A 16043-nucleotide genomic window follows, 5' to 3' on the forward strand; every position below is an offset into this window, starting at 1 on the left:
ACGCAAGCCCCCACATACTTAAGATTTGGGACAAACACTACTGATTAATTTGTCCCACAGTAACCAAAACAGAGGGGAGCCCCTCCCAACAAGGAGCTCCCCTCTGCTCAAATCATTTCAGCTAAGTATCTAGACACTCAAGACGCCATCTTGGCGGCAGGAAAGTAAACCTAGGGCCTGGCCGGGCGGCACGGGTTAACTTTTCGTAGATTCCGCACGCAAAGAAAGCCACTTAATGTGGCTTTCGTCTTGCGCAGGACCTGACCGAGCGAAAAGTTATCCCGTGCCGCCCGGTCAGGCCCGATGGGACGGCTACCGAGCCGCCAGGATGGCGTCGATGAGCGTCAGTACGCCCCCGTCGTTGTTGCTCGGAATGCGCCATTTGGCGTGCGCGTTCATGTGCTCCTCGGCATTATCCACGATAAAGCTATGCCCGACGCGCTCCAGCATGGGGATGTCGTTGTACGTATCACCCACGGCGGCGGCATCAGCGATATCAATGCCCAGCTGCTCGCACAGGTGCGCGACGCCCGACCCCTTGTCGACGCCCAGGTTCATAAAGTCTATCCACTCGCGCCCGGCGTTGGTGACGTAGAGCTTGTCCGAGAACTCGGGGCTGTAGTTCTCGCGAAACGCAGGCTCGGCATCGTAGGCGGGGAAGAAGATCGAAATCTTGTTGGACTCGATATCAAGGCCCTCAAAGCTATCGACGTAGTTGATCGTGTTGTAGTACACGCTGATCTCGTCGTGGTACTGATGGTCGCGGGCGAGCACATAGAACTCGTCGTAGCAGCACAAGACGGGAACGGCACGCGGGTCCTCCGAGGCACGGGCGAGCACCTGCTGATACAGCGCCACATCGATGTTGCTCTTATAGATATAGCTGCCGCGATAGATGACGCAGGCTCCGTTGTCGGGACAAAAAGCAAGGCGGTTCTTAATGCTCTCGAACATTTCCTCGAGCTTGGGGGCAGGCCGTCCGCTGGCGGGGCAGAATACGATGCCTGCGTCGGCGAGCTTGTCCAGGCGCTCATCAAGACCCTGCGGCAACACGCGCTTGTCGGTGAGCAGCGTCTTGTCCATGTCGACGGCGAGAATCTTAATGCTTCCGATATTGGTGTCCGATTCGTAAGTTTGCATAAAAGCGCGCCTTTCGTTTCGAAATTGTTTCAGACGTTATAACCATCAACCAGTAACTGAGCGTATTGTCGCAGGAACGGAGCGTATTTGCACCACGCTTCACAAAGTAATGAAAAAACTTTTCAGAAATTTGAATTTGTCGCTTGTGCTGCGGGCACTTTAGCGTAATATAGCGACCATCGAAAACGGAGACGGAAATACAACCGCTTACCGAAGAAAAGGTACCGTTTACGATATTAGAATTGCGCCCGGCGATAGGTGAAAGGAGAGGCAGATGCAGTTCGTAAAGATCATCACCACTGCAGATAATGCCATCCGACGCCAGCGCGCAATTTCCCGACGACGATAACAATCGTCTCTGTTCGTATGGGGTGAAATGCCCCAACAGAGTCATTTTGAGGTCGTTGGGTTTTAGCACGATATAAACGCATGTTTCTAGAGCATGCTGTGCTGCTTTTTGCTATTTAACCTGATATTGCACGGTTTTTTGACCTCGAAATGACTTGCAACTGACCGATGTTCTAACTAGCTACCAAGGGCGAAAGGAAACAGCCATGAGCAAGGAAAAAGTCGTTCTCGCATATTCCGGTGGTCTTGATACATCCGTATGTGTCAAGTGGCTCCAGGACGAGAAGAATCTCGATGTCGTTTGCGTCTGCGGCAACGTGGGCCAGGAGGAGACCGGCTTGGATGCCAAGAAGCAGAAGGCGCTTGACCTGGGCGTTCTCGATTGCCAGGTGCTCGACCTGCGCGACGAGTTCTCCGATGAGTTCCTGACTAAGGCCATCGCCGCAAACTCCATGTACGAGAACAAGTACCCGCTGCTCTCCGCGCTGTCTCGCCCGCTGCTCGCCAAGAAGCTTGTCGAGGTCGCTCACGAGTTTGGCGCGACCTACGTCGCCCACGGCTGCACCGGCAAGGGTAACGACCAGGTTCGTTTTGAGGCTGCCGTCAAGGCCCTCGACCCCGAGCTTAAGGTTATCGCCCCGGTTCGCGAGTGGGATCTGAAGTGCCGTCCCGATGAGGTTGCCTATGCTCACGCCCACAACGTGCCGGTTCCCGAGGGCGCCAACGACAACCCCTATTCCATCGACGACAACCTGTGGGGTCGCGCCATCGAGTGCGGTCACCTGGAGGATCCCTGGAACGAGCCGCTCGACGACGCCTGGGTTATGACCAAGAACCCCGAGGACACGCCGGACACCCCGACCTGCACCGAGATTGAGTTTGAGGCGGGCAAGCCCGTCGCCGTCGATGGCAAGAAGATGAAACTCTCCGAGATCGTCATCGCCCTCAACAAGATTTCGGGTGACAACGGCTTTGGCCGTCTCGACCTGGTCGAGGATCGTCTGGTGGGCCTCAAGAGTCGCGAGTGCTACGAGGTTCCTGGCGCCCTGACGCTCATCACCGCCCACAAGGCGCTCGAGGACATCTGCATCGAGGGCGACCTGCTCAAGACCAAGATTAAGCTCGAGCAGGATTGGGCCACCGCCGTGTACAACGGCCAGTGGTACAGCCCGCTCAAAAACGCGCTCGATGCCTTTATGGCCGACACCCAGAAGTTCGTGACCGGCACCGTCCGTCTGAAGTTCTTTAAGGGCAACTGCCATGTCGTCGGCCGCAAGAGCCCGTTTAGCCTGTATGACTACGGTCTGGCTACCTACGACCGCGACACTACGTTTGACGAGAAGGCCAGCGCCGGCTTTATCGAGATCGATACGCTGTCGCTCAAGACGTGGGCTAAGGTCCAGGGCCCCAGCTCTGCTGCCGCCCAGGCCTAGCGCCTCCTTCCTTTGGTATCCGCGCGGCCCATCCGCGTGATACATAACGGGCGCATGGGGTCCCTACCTTTCGTTATGCTTGCTGACACTTCTTAACATCGGTGGCCCCTACGTTCCGCCCGCATATATGATGCCGCGTCTGCGGCTGAGTCCGAGCCCCGCCGGGGTTGTCCGGCGGGGCTCCTCCTATCAATTTGACGGCCCTGCGCCTATATATATGGGGAGTATCCATTATGTTCAATGCTATCGCGCATGCTTTACTTGCCCTCGCGCCCGAGTTCGATGCTGCAAAGGTCGAGGACGTTCCTATGAGCCTAAAGGCCTGGATCGATGGTTCGCAGGGCAACATTCGGAGGGAGACGTTGGGCGCCAAGTGCATGGCGCGTCACTTCTTTGCAAATTAGCTATATGGCCTCGCACATGGTGGGGAATATACAAAACTAGCGGTTGAGAAATCGCTTTAGCGACAGGGCGCATTGCTTTGGGCGCTTGTTTTGGGATTTGATGAAAGGGGACGGTTCCATGGCTCTTTGGGGCGGTCGTTTTGAGGCAGGCGTGGCCGAGGTCACGCAGGAGTTTGGCGCGTCGTTGCCGGTTGACAAACATCTCTATAAGCAGGATATCGCCGGATCTAAGGCACATGCCAAGATGCTGGCGGCCCAGGGCATTATCAGCGCCGAGGACGAGCAGGCGATTGCCGAGGGCCTGACCGGAATCGAACAGGATATCGATGCCGGCAACTTCACCTTTGATATCAACGACGAGGACATTCATATGTCCATCGAAAGCGAGCTGACGCGTCGTATCGGCGAGGCTGGCAAACGCTTGCATACTGGGCGTTCGCGCAACGACCAGGTGGCGACCGATACGCGCCTGGGCGTCAAGGCGCTGGCCAAGGAGCTCATGGAGGCCAATCTTGAGCTGCGCCATGTGCTGGTGGATGCGGCCAAGAAGTACGACAAGGTGATTCTTCCGGGCTACACGCATATGCAGCACGCTCAGCCCGTGCTGCTCTCGCATCATCTGCTGGCGTATTCCTGGATGTTCGCGCGCGACTTTACGCGCCTGAAGGCCGCCTTTGATGCCGCCGACAACTGCCCGCTGGGTGCTGCCGCGCTTGCCGGTACGAGCTATCCGCTCGATCGCCAGATGACGGCTGCCGAACTTGGCTTTGCGGGCGTGATTCCCAACTCGCTCGATGCGGTTTCCGACCGTGATTTCCTGCTCGATCTGCATTACGCCGGATCCGTCATGGCGATGCACCTGTCGCGTCTTTCCGAGGAGATCGTGCTGTGGTCGAGCTCCGAATTTGGCTTTATCACGCTTTCAGACTCCTACTCCACCGGCTCGTCCATCATGCCGCAGAAGAAGAATCCCGACTTTGCCGAGCTTATCCGCGGTAAGAGCGGTCGCGTGTACGGCAACCTGGTGCAGCTGCTGGTGACCATGAAGGGCCTGCCGCTCGCTTATAACAAGGACTTGCAGGAGGACAAGGAGGGCGCGCTCGATACCGCTCACACGCTCATGCAGTGCCTGTCCGTTATGGCCGGAATGATTTCGACCTGGACCGTCAACGAGGATGCCATGGCGCGCGAGTGTGGTGTGGGCCACTTGGCAGCCACTGATGTTGCCGATTACCTGGCAAAGCGCGGCCTGCCGTTCCGCGAGGCACATGCCGTGGTGGGTCATCTTGTCCTGATGTGTGAGAAGCGCGGCTGCAATCTTGAGGACCTGCCGTTTGAGGTGTTTCAGGAGGCAAGTCCGCTCTTTGAGCGCGACATTACCGAGGCACTCGACATCCCGTCGATTGTCGCCGCGCGCACGACCGAGGGTGGTACCGCCCCTGCTGCCGTTGCCGTGCAGTTGGGAAGCGCCGAGGCGCAGCTCGCGGCCGATGAGGGTGTGTTTGGCTCGTTATCCAAGGTCGTCGAGATGGGCTACGGAGCTAATTAGCTTATTGGATGCGTCTGTCTGGTGTGTTCATCATATTTTGCCTTTACGGGTGCCCGCTATGGTGGGCACCCGTTTTGTTATAGAGAAGGAAGGAGCTTGTCGAGAACTTCTGTAGGACATTTGCGCAGGTTGTGAAGGGGGTGCGTTCACGGGCGACAATCGACCGCCCGTTCTGTTCGTTGCAGTTGAAAGTGGGACGGATGGTACTCTAGTCGGGCTTCGAAACAGAAGTGACACATATGGAGCGCTTTAATAAATAATAACGCTTCAATAAACGGCTTTTTGTTTAACTGCAGCTAGAACTCTGTTACGATGCAGTCCAGGCGGGTGCCGGAATGGGACTTGGGCACGCGCGAACCTACTTGAAAGGCTACCTTATGGCTATCGAGAAGACCTTCATCATGATTAAGCCCGACGCCGTGCGCGATCGCAAGATCGGCGAGATCGTTGCTCGCATTGAGCGCAGCGGCCTTGTTATCGAGCGCATGGAGATGACCACGCTCGAGCGCGCTACCGTCGAGGAGCACTACGCCCATCTGGCCGACAAGCCCTTCTTTGGCGGTCTCTGCGACTTTATGACGAGCGGTCCGGTCGTCAAGATGGTCGTTTCCGGCCTCTCCGCTGTCTCCAAGATGCGCACCCTTATGGGCGCCACCAACCCGCTTGATGCTGCCCCCGGCACCATTCGCGGCGACTTTGCTGTCGATGTCAACGCCAACGTGATCCACGGCTCCGACTGCCTGGAGAACGCCGAGATCGAGATCAAGCGCTTTTTTGGCTAAACCAGCTTTGACTCCTTAAAGCTGTTAGCGTGTGGCTTGGGCGCCGCGGAACTTCATCCGCGGCGCCCTTTTTATTCCAGTAGACTTTTGGTAAACCCCCACAAATCTACTAAAGAGCCCCCGTCCGGATGTTTCTTCCGGGCGGGGGCTGGCGTTAGCGTCGTATGGCTTTGTGAATCTTTAGGCCTCGTCGACGATCTTAAGGCCGCGCGTGTGGTCGATCTCGTTGAGGAGGTTAACGCGACGCTCGTGACGGCCGCCCTCAAACTCGGCGTCGAGCCACTCGTCGACGATCATCTTGGCGAGCTCGGAGCCCACGACGCGGGCGCCAAAGGCGAGCACGTTGGTGTTGTTGTGCATGCGCGAGAGCTTGGCGCTGAAGGGCTCGGAGCACACGACGGCACGAACGCCCTCGACCTTGTTGGCGGCCAGGCTGATTCCGACGCCGGTGCCGCAGATCAGGATGCCCAGGTCGACGTCGCCGTTGGCAACTGCCTTGCCCACCTTGTAGCCGGCGATGGGGTAATCAAAGCTCTCGGAGGTGTCGGTGCCAAAGTTCACGACCTCGCATCCGCGCTCCTTCAGGTGCTCGGAAATGATGTTCTTGAGCTCGACGGCGGCGTGGTCGTTACCGATACCAATCTTCATGAGTGGTTCCTCTCTGGTCCGTGCGGCGGAATTGCTAAAGGTTTTACCGCGTTCGACTGCATGATAGCGCGACTTTTGCGTAAACACTCGGGCGTTTTTTGGTCAAACGCTTTAGCAGGCAACAAGGCCGGCCTCTCATGAATAATGCCGCCAATTTGTGCTTGAGCGCCGTCCGCCGGAACCGTGGTTGCGGTTTTTGATGCATTGTTATCAAATAAAGGAGCCAACTTTTTTGAGAGTCCAGCCCGTTATGCAAGCAGGAGATACCTATGCCTACCGATTCCATCCGTGATGCCGCATTTTGCGATGTTTTGAACCGCGAGCTTGTCTGTGCACTCGGCTGCACCGAGCCCATTGCCGTTGCCTATGCAGCGGCGCTGGCGAGCCAGACGCTCGGTTGCGAACCCGATCATATGGATGTTGCCTGCTCGGGCAACATTATCAAGAACGTTAAGAGCGTGACCGTGCCCAACTCGGGCGGTATGCACGGTATTGAAGCCGCGGCCGTGCTGGGTGCCGTGGGCGGCGACGCTAAGAGCGCGCTCGAGGTGCTCGAGAGCGTTAACGATGAAGACCGCGCTCGTGTGGCCGAGCTCCTCGCCGACGCTGGCTACTGCGATGTGTCGCTTGTCGAGGGTGTGCCCAACCTCTACATCAAGGTGACTGCGACGGCTGGTGGCCATACCGCGGTCGTCGAGATTACCGATCACCACACCAATGTCACGTGCCATACGCTCGACGGTATTCCGGTATGCGGCAAGTCGGCGGGGGAGTGTGCCGCCTGCGCCGAGCGCGTGGTGGCCGAGCGGGCGGCGGATAAGGCCGACACACCCATGTCGATCGAGTCCATCATCGACTTTATCGAGGCCGGCGACATTGAGGATGCCCGCGCGGCCGTCGAGCGTCAGATTGAGCTGAACGGCGCGATCAGTGCCGAGGGCCTCGCGCACGCTTGGGGCGCCGAGGTGGGCCGTACGCTGCTGGGCGCTCGTGCCGATGACGTCGCCTGCCGTGCGCGTGCGCGTGCGGCCGCCGGCTCCGATGCCCGTATGAACGGCTGCGCGCTGCCGGTCGCCATTGTGTGCGGCTCGGGCAACCAGGGCATTACCTGCGCGCTGCCCGTCATGGAGTATGCCGAGTACCTGCGTTGCGACCACGAGCGTCTGGTGCGCGCCGTGATGCTGTCCGATCTTATCGCCGTGCATATCAAGAGCTATATTGGTGCGCTTTCGGCGTTTTGCGGCGCTATTTGCGCCGCGTGCGGCGCCGGCGCTGCGATTACCTGGCTGTGCGGTGGCACGCGCGAGCAGATTGGCGCGACGGTCTCGAATACGCTCGGTAACGTGGGCGGCATCGTGTGCGACGGCGCCAAGGCGAGTTGTGCCGCCAAGATTTCGGCTGCCGTCGATGCGGCGATTCTGGGACATGACATGGCCATGCGGGGGCGTGGCTTCCGTGCCGGCGAGGGTTTGATCCAGGATACCGTCGAGCAGACGATTGCCAGCATGGGCTACGTGGGCCGTGTGGGTATGAAGGACACCGACGTCGAGATCCTCAACATCATGATCGGCAAAACCGTCGTCGACTGCTAGGGGCTCTGGGGCACTGCATCTTGTTGTTGAAACTATCGCGCTTGTGGCTGTAAAGCACCTGTCTGCATTGCGGACAGCGAGGATCTCGCGGTATGTCACCAGGTCGTTCTCGCGCTTGATGCGCTCGAGGACGGTTGCGACAACAAGCGCCGCTATCGCCGGCAGGAACGCCGCAGCCGCGGCGACGCCGGCGCCCCAGGTGCCCTCCATCCAGTTAAACGCCGGCGACAGTATCAGTGCGAACGCCACCGCCAGCAACGCGAGCATCAGCACGGCCAGCCATAGCATCCGCGTTCCCATGCGCTTGCGATCTCTTTCGACTGCCTCTTCCATAACGGTCACGTCTCCCTTCACGAGCGTGTCTATGGAGGTGCCGAATAGGATGCTCAGCATGAGCAGGCTCTGGACGTCCGGATACGTCTTGTCCCGCTCCCAGTTCGAGATCGTCTGACGCGACACGTAGAGTTTCTCGGCGAGCTGTTCTTGGGAGAGCCCCATCGCCTCGCGCCTCGTCTTTATCTGGTTGCTGATGTCCATCGTCACCTCCCGGTCGTGAAGGAGCGTCCCGCGAACACATCGGGTGCGCTATCGAATCTGTTGTACATCATATGCGGCAAGGCTTGCCGGGCGCTGCAAAAATTGTTTTGCATGGGGTTTACCTGCATGATTGTTGCTGCGATGCGTGCCATCGCCGCGGGGAGATCTGGCTTGTGGAGGCTTGCGGGGCGATGGCTTAGCGATGTTGTCGAGCAGTCGTCCAGGTGCGCAGGCCCATGGCGGCGTAGCCGATTGCGGTATAGGCAACCCCATGGAACGCAAGGTCCTGGCTGCCCTCGACCGCGAGGGGAAACAGGAGCGCGGGTCCGATTCCGAGCGCTGCGGGTACCCAGAAGAGCGTCCTCGCGGAGTTCGCGGCGAGCAGACCGAGGGTGATTGCAGTTGCGGGGAGCACGGGGTAGATCAGCGCCATCATGGCGATCATGCCGGCATCGGATGGGACGACGCTCACCAGGAGGACGGGGATTGCCCAGCAGACGCCAACGATTGCGATCAATGCGATGAGGGACGCGCGTACGGTGACGTTCATGGGGCACCTCCTAACGGGAATCGCCCCCATTCTGGCATACATCTTCAGAATGGGGGGGGCTAAGGGGGATACCATTTCGGGGAACGGGTGCGTACCCGCGCTTTTAACTCAGCATCTTGGCGAGCATGCCGATGCCGACGCCCACCAGTCCGCCGGCGATGGCGCCGATGATGATCTGCACCGCGTTGCGCGTGCCCTTGACCCAAGGGTTCATCTCGCGCTCACGGCGCCCCTCGAGCGTGTCGCGATCGACCTGCTCGCCGCGGCTAAACGCCAACACCTCGCGGTACGTGACGAGGTCGTGCTGCTTCTTCATGCGTTCCATATACACGAACGCCACGAGCATCACGACGAGCGCCACGGCGGCAAACGCCGCGGTGGGCGCGATGTGCATGCCCCAGCCCCATTCGAACTGGAACGCCGCCCACGCGCTCAGCACCAAAAACACGACCGCGCTCACGACCGTGATTGTGGAGAGGGCGTTGTACTTCTTGACCGCTTCGTTCATTACCTGTGCCATGGTTTCCACATCTCCTTTGATGAGGGAGTCCACGGTCACCCCGAACACGTTGGAAAGCAGCAGCAGGCTCTGGACATCCGGATACGTACGGCCGCACTCCCAGTTGCTGATGGTCTGGCGCGACACGTAGATGCGCTCCGCCAGATCGTCTTGGGACAGTCCGAGCTCCGTGCGATGCTCCTTGATGTGCGAGCCCAGCTCCATGCGTTTGCTCCCTAGAGGGTCGGGGTGACCCCTGTCGAGAGCCACCATGTCATTGACGCGAGCATCGTACCATCAAAGGTCTTTATATTTGACCCCCACGGGGCAAAATCGAGCTGTCAAAAGGCTTTATATACGACATCTAGCTGGGAAAAGAACGGTCTCCAAAGGCGGGTGCCTCCGGGGACCGGTTGGTGCGTATAGAGGGGGCGAGCTTGCTTTGGGTTGGTGTTGGCCCCGCCGCTCGGCTCGACTTTGGAGCGGCGGGGCTCAACTCTGCCTCGGCGCTGGCGAGGCAGAGCGCGGCTTTGCCCCGACGTCGGCCGCGCCCGAGCCCTGTCTTCCCGGCTTAGCCCTCCTCGCCTTTGGGCGTGCCCTTGAACGAGGGCTCTTTCTTTGGCAGCCTTCCCGCGCGTTTGAGGGCGTCTCGCAAGATCCATTCCACCTGACCGTTGGCGCTGCGCATCTACGAGTACCAGCGCCCGCTTGAGGGGACGAGCAGAACCCCCCCAGCTCCTTCATGCGCTTGAGCGCGCGGATGTTCGCCTCGGGGATGGCGTGATTGGAGTCGAGGAAGGTCTCGTCCATATCGCTTGCAACAAGGCGGTACATGCTAGTACACCATGCCCATGGCCTCGCGCACCTCGGCGAGCGTGGCCTCGGCGACCTCGTTAGCGCGGCGGTTGCCCTCGTGCAGGACGTCCTTGACGTAGTCCATATCCTGCACGAGCTCCTCGCGGCGCGCGCGGATGGGGGCGAAGTGCTCGTTGACGGCCTCGGTCACGCACTTCTTGAGCTGGCCGGAGCCGCCCATGCCGATCTCCTCGGCAATCTCGACCTCGGAACGACCGGTGCAGATGGCGGCCGTCGAAAGCAGACCGGACACGCCGGGGCGGTTCTCGGGATCGAATGTGATCATGCGCTCGGAGTCGGTCTGGCTCTTCTTGATGCGCTTGGCCGTCTCCTCGGGGGTCATCGAGATGTTGATGGCGTTGCCGTAGCTCTTGCTCATCTTGCGACCGTCCAGGCCCGGCAGTAGCGGGGTCTCGGAAAGCAGCGCTTCGACCTCGGGGAACACCTTGCCGTAGCGGTTGTTAAAGCGGCGGGCGATGGTGCGGGTGAGCTCGATGTGCGGCAGCTGGTCGCGGCCGACGGCACGACGTTGCCCTTGCAGAACAGGATGTCGCAGGCCTGGTGCACCGGGTAGGTGAGCAGAAGGCCGGTGAGCTCATGGCCCGAGGCCTTCATCTCGGCCTTGACCGTGGGGTTGCGAGCCAGCTCGGCCTCGGACACCAGCGACAGGAACGGCAGCATGAGCTGGTTGGCTGCGGGCACGGCGGAGTGCGCGTAGATCATGGTCTTGTCGGGATCGATACCGCAGGCAAGGTAGTCCATGACCATGTTGTACACGTTGTCCTGGATGTTATCGGTGCTGTCGCGGTCGGTGATGACCTGGTAGTCGGCGATGAGCACGTTGGTATGCACGGCCATGTCCTGCAGCTCGACACGGCTCTTGAGCGTGCCGAAGTAGTGGCCGAGGTGCAGGCGGCCGGTGGGGCGGTCGCCGGTGAGCATGGTGTACTTCTCGGGGTGCTGCGGCAGGTCGGCGCGGATCTGGTTGCTGCGCTCGAGGCTGACCTCATAGCTGAGTTCGTTGGGCATGCTGTCTCCTTTTGGGTTGAGTGCCCGGCCGGCATTGTCGGTCTTGGTTGAAGATGAAGCTACCAGAGAAACGGCGTCTCTTGCCGGAATCAACGATGGTTTTCGCCTTGTCGTCCCGCAGGGTCGTTTCCCTTCTTGGGAAGGAGCCCCTCGATATGCTCGAGCCGCTCCTCATGGGCCACGTGCGCCGCGCGCTCCTCGGCGGCGAAAGCGTGGTCTTCGGGCGTGACGGTCTCATCTCGCTGAGTCTTGGGATTGTAGTGGTGACGCAGTACTGGCTCAAACAGGTGCAGGCGCGCGGCGAATAGCGCCGAGCACGCGAACAGCAAGAGGAAGATCACCACGCGGGCTCCCACGGGGACCTGGTTGATCACCATGGCGCCGAGGGAGAGCAGTAGACACCATGCGTAGATGAGCAGGACCGCCTGGCGCTGGTCGTAGCCCTCCTGGATCAGGCGATGGTGGATGTGGCCCTTGTCGGCCTCACCCATGTGGACCTTAATTACCCTGAGCACGTGGTGGGCATCCCCGCCGAGGAGATGAAGGCCAAGCTCGACGCACACGATCTTAAGCTCAACGGCACGGCTCTTCGCTTTCGCAGCGATTTTATCAATGGGGACCTGGGCAACCAGGATCCCGCGCTCGCTGGAGAGGCGCTTAAGCTCTGCTATGAGGCCTGCGATTACTGTCGCACCTGCGGCGGCGATACCGTGACGATCTGGCTCGGCCACGATGGCTTCGACTACAGCTTCCAGATCGACTACACCCACGTGTTTGACAACCTCGTTAAGGCGTTCCAGGCGGTCTGCGACTATGCGCCCGACCTGCATATCTTCATCGAGTACAAGCCCTATGAGGAGCGCAGCTACGCCTATATCGATACGATGGGCCTCACCGGCATGATCCTCAACGCGGCGGACCGCGAGAATCTGGGTGTCACGCTCGATTACTGTCACATGCTCATGAAGCACGAGAACCCCGCGATGGCTACCGATATCTTCGGCCGTGCCGGCAAGCTCTACGGCATTCACCTCAACGATGGTTACGGCGTGATGGACGACGGACTCATGATTGGCATGGCTACGCCTGTCAAGATGCTCGAAATGCTCTTCTATCTCAAGAAGTACGCCTTTGACCGCGCCGTCTACTTCGATACGTTCCCGATTATCGAGGATGCGGAAGGGGAGTGCGCTCATAACCTCGTTATGATGAAGCTTATGAATGACGCCCTGGAAAGCGTGGGCCAGGAAAAGATTCAGTCCGTGATCGATGCAAACGATGCGCTTGCAGCGGCCGCGCTCGTGCGCGAGCTCTTCTGCACGATGGGGGGTAATCATTATATGAAACGCGATTGGGAAGCTACTGCCAAGGGCATTCTTGCCGCCGTGGGCGGCCCCGAGAACATCTCGGGCATGACGCACTGCGCCACTCGTCTTCGCCTGAACCTACGCGACGATTCCAAGTGTGACGACGCGGCCGTCAAGGAGGTCGACGGCGTGGTCAACACCGTCAACTCGGCCGGCCAGTATCAAGTGCTGATCGGCACCGAGGTGCCCAAGCTCTATGAGAAGTTCGAGCCGCTCGTCAAGGGCTCGGGCGCCGAGGTCTCCACGAGCACCTCCTCCGATGAGGGTATCGTCTCCAGGATCTTCTCTGCTATCTCGGGCGTCTTTGCTCCGCTGCTGCCCGCCATGGCCGGCTCCGGTATCCTCCGTGGCCTGCTAATCCTTGCGGTTCAGCTTGGCCTTATCACCGAGGGCACGGGTACCTACACCATCCTCTACACCCTCTCGATGAGCGTGTTCTACTTCCTGCCGGTGCTTCTAGGCTTCTCCTCGGGCAAACGCTTCGGTGCGAGCCCGTACCTGTCGGCTCTGATCTGCGCCTGTTTGCTCTATCCCGATTTTATCGGCTTGATGGGCGATGCGGGCAACGGCGCCATGAGCGAGTTCTTCGGCATCCCCGTGGTGCTCATGAGCTACAACTCCACCGTTATCCCGGCCATCATCGCCATCTGGGTTTACTCGTTCCTCTATAAGTTCCTGGATGAGCATGTGCCCGAGACTCTCAGGCTCGTCGTGCTCCCCGCGGTCTCGCTGATCATCATGGTTCCCGCCACTATGCTCGTGATTGGTCCCTTGGGCGTCTATGCCGGCGAGGGCATTGCCTTCGTGGTCAACTGGCTCATCGCCCGCTCCAACGTACTTGCTGGCATCCTGGTGGGCGGCGGCTGGTCCGTGCTCGTCTCGATGGGTATTCACTGGGCCGTCAACCCTATCATGATCAACAACATCGCTTCCAACGGCTTCGACTACATTTGCCCGGCCACCTTTGCCTGCAACTTTGCCGTTATCGGCTGCGCCCTCGGCGTCTTCCTCAAGGCCCGCGACCAGAAGCTCAAGAGCTTTGCTATGACCGGCGCCGTGACCATCTGCCTCTCTGCCATCATCGAGCCCACGCTCTTTGGCATGCTCCTCAAGAATAAGAAGCTCTTCCTGGCTCAGATTATCGGCGGTGCCTGCGGTGGCGCGTTCCTCGGCGTTTTCAAGGTTGTCACCACTGCCTTTGTCTTTGGCTCCGTCACCACGTTCCCGGCCTTCGTCTCCTCCGATCCGATGAACTTCGCCTTCGCCATGATCGGTATGGTTATCTCGGCTGTTGTCGTCGGCGTGCTCGGCTACATCTTCACCGGTAAGGACGATCAGCTCGCCTAGTCTTGCTTTGAGGCCCCACACCATGTGTCCAAGGCTAAGACCGACTTCCATCTAATAAAGGGTCGCTGTTTATATCGCAGCGGCCCTTTTTTTCTTTTGATTGACATGATTGGAGTAAACTTTGAAAACAGATGAAAAGGACGGAACGCCGATGATTCCGTATGAGCGCATGAACTGATTCTCAATAAGCTTAAGGAGGTCGATCTGCTCAAGATCGACGAGCTCGCGGCCTTTATGCCCGATGTGTCGATGTCTACGCTTCGCCGTGACCTCAAAGAACTTGAGAAGCGGGGGAGCATCGAGTATCTGACCGGCGGCGCGGTTAAGTTGCATTCCGCGGCTCACGAGGCGAGCGTTTTTGAGAAGGGTGCGCAGCGGAGCAGCGAGAAGGACCTGATCGCGCGTTGTGCGGCGGCGGAGGTCGAGGACGGTGAGACGGTCTATGTCGACTCCGGTACCACCGCGATGGCGCTCCTGAGCCTGCTCGTCGACAAGCCGGTGACTATCTACACCACCAACGGCTATGCATGTTGGTTTACGGGCGAGCTTGCTGCTAAGGTGGTGGTAATTGGCGGCGACTTCAACCCCGTTACCTGCTCGCTCACCGGTCCTATGGTTGAGAGCGCGCTGCGCGAGCTGTACTTTGACCGGGCGTTTATAGGTGTCAACGCGGTGGACGAGGACCGCGGCATCATGACGCCAGGTTATCCCGAGGCTATCAAAAAACGTATCGTGATGCAGAATTCCCAGGCGAGTTACGTGCTCGCCGATAGCTCCAAGTTCCACGTGTTTTCAAATGTAAAGGTGTGCGACCTGGAGGGCTTTACTGTTATTTCCGACAAGCGCGACGCCAAAATCGGCGAACGCGTCAAAATGATCACGGCCTAGGACACTGGGGCATCGCATCTTGCCCTCAAGCCGTTGCCCACGTAACGAAGCGTGAGGCAAACGTGCGCCCCATTCCTGATTTGGGGACTAGCTTAGTTCGTCGGCTACTTGGTGCTCGTAGAAGGCTTCGACTACGGCGTTAAAGTCGCGGGCGAAGTCTTCCATGGTTCCGCGCCAGGTGGCGAGTCCCGGCTTTCCCTGGCCAACATAGGCAGTTTGGATACCGCAGGCGGGACTGGGGAAGTCGCGCTTGGGGTCGTTGCCTACCATAAGGACCTCGTGCGGCTCGAGCCCCATTGCCTGCAGCTGCTCGAGGTAATAGGTGGCATCGGGCTTGCAGCGGGTGGCATTTCCCATGTGCGTCACGAGCTCAAAGGGGGCGTCGGCCAGGTCGCCCCAGCCCATACGGCACTCAATAGCCCCCTGGGGAAAGCTGGGGTTGGTGAAGAGCGCACAGCGCAGCCCTGCGTCCTGTACGGCCTGGAGTGCGGCGTGTGCGCCCGGCATGGCATGGGCGTTGATGAGTTCGTCATTCTTGTACGGAAGAACTTCGCGGTCGTAGTAGGTAAACGCCTCGTAGATAAGTGGGTCCGAGAGGCAAATGCCGCATCGGCGCTCGACCTCTTCTTGGTAAAACTCAAGATTGGTGCGATTGTCCGTGCTGCTGCGGCGATTGGCGTTGAGGTCGACCAGGATGGTGCCGAGGCGTGCCATCGTGCCACCGCGGCTGCGGCGCCCGATATCCGCGAGCATCGAAGAGACATCCTTAAAATATCGAAGGATGAACGCGTTGAGGTTGATGCTAAGAAGCGTTTCGTCCATATCGAAAACGACTGCTTTGAGCACGCGGGCACCTTTCTCGAAAAATCGATCTAGAATCGTTGGCTCCGGATACTTTACCCCAAAGCCGAATGCCTGGCTGGTTATCGTCAAGTTGCGGAGACGTGTGTTCATAAGATTACGAAAAAGTCTCCACACGAGTAAAAAATCGCAGTTCACGCTTGAAATCGAACTCATTTCCCCGTAACCTATACGAACGTGATTGCATAAGCGTCACATTAGTATCTGTCGGCTC

General features: G+C 59.2%; 13 protein-coding genes and 4 pseudogenes. 7 read left to right on the plus strand and 10 right to left on the minus strand.

Going from position 1 to position 16043, the window contains the following annotated elements; translation table 11 throughout:
* Nucleotides 1-312 precede the first annotated feature (312 nt).
* Nucleotides 313-1140, minus strand: coding sequence for a Cof-type HAD-IIB family hydrolase (locus DW796_RS01930; RefSeq protein ID WP_117637539.1), 828 nt, complete (start codon nt 1138-1140; stop codon nt 313-315).
* A gap of 554 nt (nt 1141-1694) precedes the next feature.
* Here DW796_RS01930 and DW796_RS01935 point away from each other — a divergent pair.
* The 4 genes from DW796_RS01935 to ndk all read left to right on the plus strand — a co-directional run bounded on the left by DW796_RS01935 (nt 1695) and on the right by ndk (nt 5656).
* Nucleotides 1695-2921 carry an argininosuccinate synthase gene (locus DW796_RS01935; RefSeq protein ID WP_118094088.1) on the plus strand — a complete coding sequence of 409 codons (1227 nt, stop codon included), beginning with the start codon at nt 1695-1697 and terminating at the stop codon, nt 2919-2921.
* Between the two features lie 233 nt (nt 2922-3154).
* Nucleotides 3155-3325 carry a hypothetical protein gene (locus DW796_RS10400; protein WP_156058436.1) on the plus strand — a complete coding sequence of 57 codons (171 nt, stop codon included), beginning with the start codon at nt 3155-3157 and terminating at the stop codon, nt 3323-3325.
* Between the two features lie 118 nt (nt 3326-3443).
* The gene (gene argH, locus DW796_RS01940) at nt 3444-4874 is read left to right on the plus strand and encodes an argininosuccinate lyase (protein ID WP_118094089.1); all 1431 of its coding nucleotides are present in this window, start codon (nt 3444-3446) and stop codon (nt 4872-4874) included.
* Nucleotides 4875-5251: 377 nt separating this feature from the next.
* Entirely contained in the window at nt 5252-5656 is a 405-nt protein-coding gene (ndk, locus tag DW796_RS01945) for a nucleoside-diphosphate kinase (protein ID WP_055251725.1), read from the plus strand.
* Between the two features lie 180 nt (nt 5657-5836).
* On the opposite strand, the gene rpiB is transcribed toward ndk, so the two are convergent.
* Nucleotides 5837-6304: a ribose 5-phosphate isomerase B gene (rpiB, locus tag DW796_RS01950; protein ID WP_035138007.1), complete on the minus strand. Its 468-nt coding sequence runs from the start codon at nt 6302-6304 to the stop codon at nt 5837-5839.
* A gap of 269 nt (nt 6305-6573) precedes the next feature.
* On the opposite strand from rpiB, the gene DW796_RS01955 reads away from it, so the two are divergent.
* The gene (locus tag DW796_RS01955) at nt 6574-7896 is read left to right on the plus strand and encodes a serine dehydratase subunit alpha family protein (protein WP_118094090.1); all 1323 of its coding nucleotides are present in this window, start codon (nt 6574-6576) and stop codon (nt 7894-7896) included.
* Between the two features lie 414 nt (nt 7897-8310).
* On the opposite strand, the pseudogene DW796_RS10715 reads toward DW796_RS01955, so the two are convergent.
* The 7 genes and pseudogenes from DW796_RS10715 to DW796_RS01990 all read right to left on the minus strand — a co-directional run.
* Nucleotides 8311-8433 (minus strand): annotated as a pseudogene (locus tag DW796_RS10715) (helix-turn-helix transcriptional regulator); the annotation flags it as partial.
* A 196-nt stretch (nt 8434-8629) separates the two neighbouring features.
* Nucleotides 8630-8983: a hypothetical protein gene (locus DW796_RS01965; protein ID WP_118094091.1), complete on the minus strand. Its 354-nt coding sequence runs from the start codon at nt 8981-8983 to the stop codon at nt 8630-8632.
* A 103-nt stretch (nt 8984-9086) separates the two neighbouring features.
* A complete protein-coding gene (locus DW796_RS01970; protein ID WP_117762863.1) occupies nt 9087-9707 on the minus strand; it encodes a helix-turn-helix domain-containing protein in 621 nt (206 codons plus the stop codon).
* Between the two features lie 346 nt (nt 9708-10053).
* Nucleotides 10054-10170 (minus strand): annotated as a pseudogene (locus tag DW796_RS10780) (Arc family DNA binding domain-containing protein); the annotation flags it as partial.
* 83 nt (nt 10171-10253) lie between these two features.
* Nucleotides 10254-10316 (minus strand): annotated as a pseudogene (locus DW796_RS10785) (hypothetical protein); the annotation flags it as partial.
* A 1-nt stretch (nt 10317) separates the two neighbouring features.
* Nucleotides 10318-11366 (minus strand): annotated as a pseudogene (gene trpS, locus DW796_RS10750) (tryptophan--tRNA ligase).
* Nucleotides 11367-11455: 89 nt separating this feature from the next.
* On the minus strand, nt 11456-11857 hold the full coding sequence (locus tag DW796_RS01990) for a hypothetical protein (protein WP_233539156.1): 402 nt from the start codon (nt 11855-11857) through the stop codon (nt 11456-11458).
* Between DW796_RS01990 and DW796_RS10515 the strand changes: the two genes are divergently transcribed.
* Nucleotides 11834-14080: a PTS transporter subunit EIIC gene (locus tag DW796_RS10515; RefSeq protein ID WP_233539635.1), complete on the plus strand. Its 2247-nt coding sequence runs from the start codon at nt 11834-11836 to the stop codon at nt 14078-14080. The genes DW796_RS01990 and DW796_RS10515 overlap by 24 nt on opposite strands.
* Before the next feature lie 213 nt (nt 14081-14293).
* Nucleotides 14294-14968 (plus strand): DeoR/GlpR family DNA-binding transcription regulator, encoded by a 675-nt coding sequence (locus tag DW796_RS02005; RefSeq protein ID WP_233539157.1) that lies wholly within the window; start codon nt 14294-14296, stop codon nt 14966-14968.
* 87 nt (nt 14969-15055) lie between these two features.
* Here the strand turns inward: DW796_RS02005 and DW796_RS02010 are convergent, their stop codons facing one another.
* Nucleotides 15056-15814, minus strand: a complete 759-nt coding sequence (locus DW796_RS02010; protein WP_117786459.1) for an HAD family hydrolase — start codon at nt 15812-15814, stop codon at nt 15056-15058.
* Nucleotides 15815-16043: the final 229 nt, after the last annotated feature.

This window comes from Collinsella sp. AM31-2AC, from assembly GCF_003469285.1.
GTDB lineage: Bacteria > Actinomycetota > Coriobacteriia > Coriobacteriales > Coriobacteriaceae > Collinsella > Collinsella aerofaciens_AT.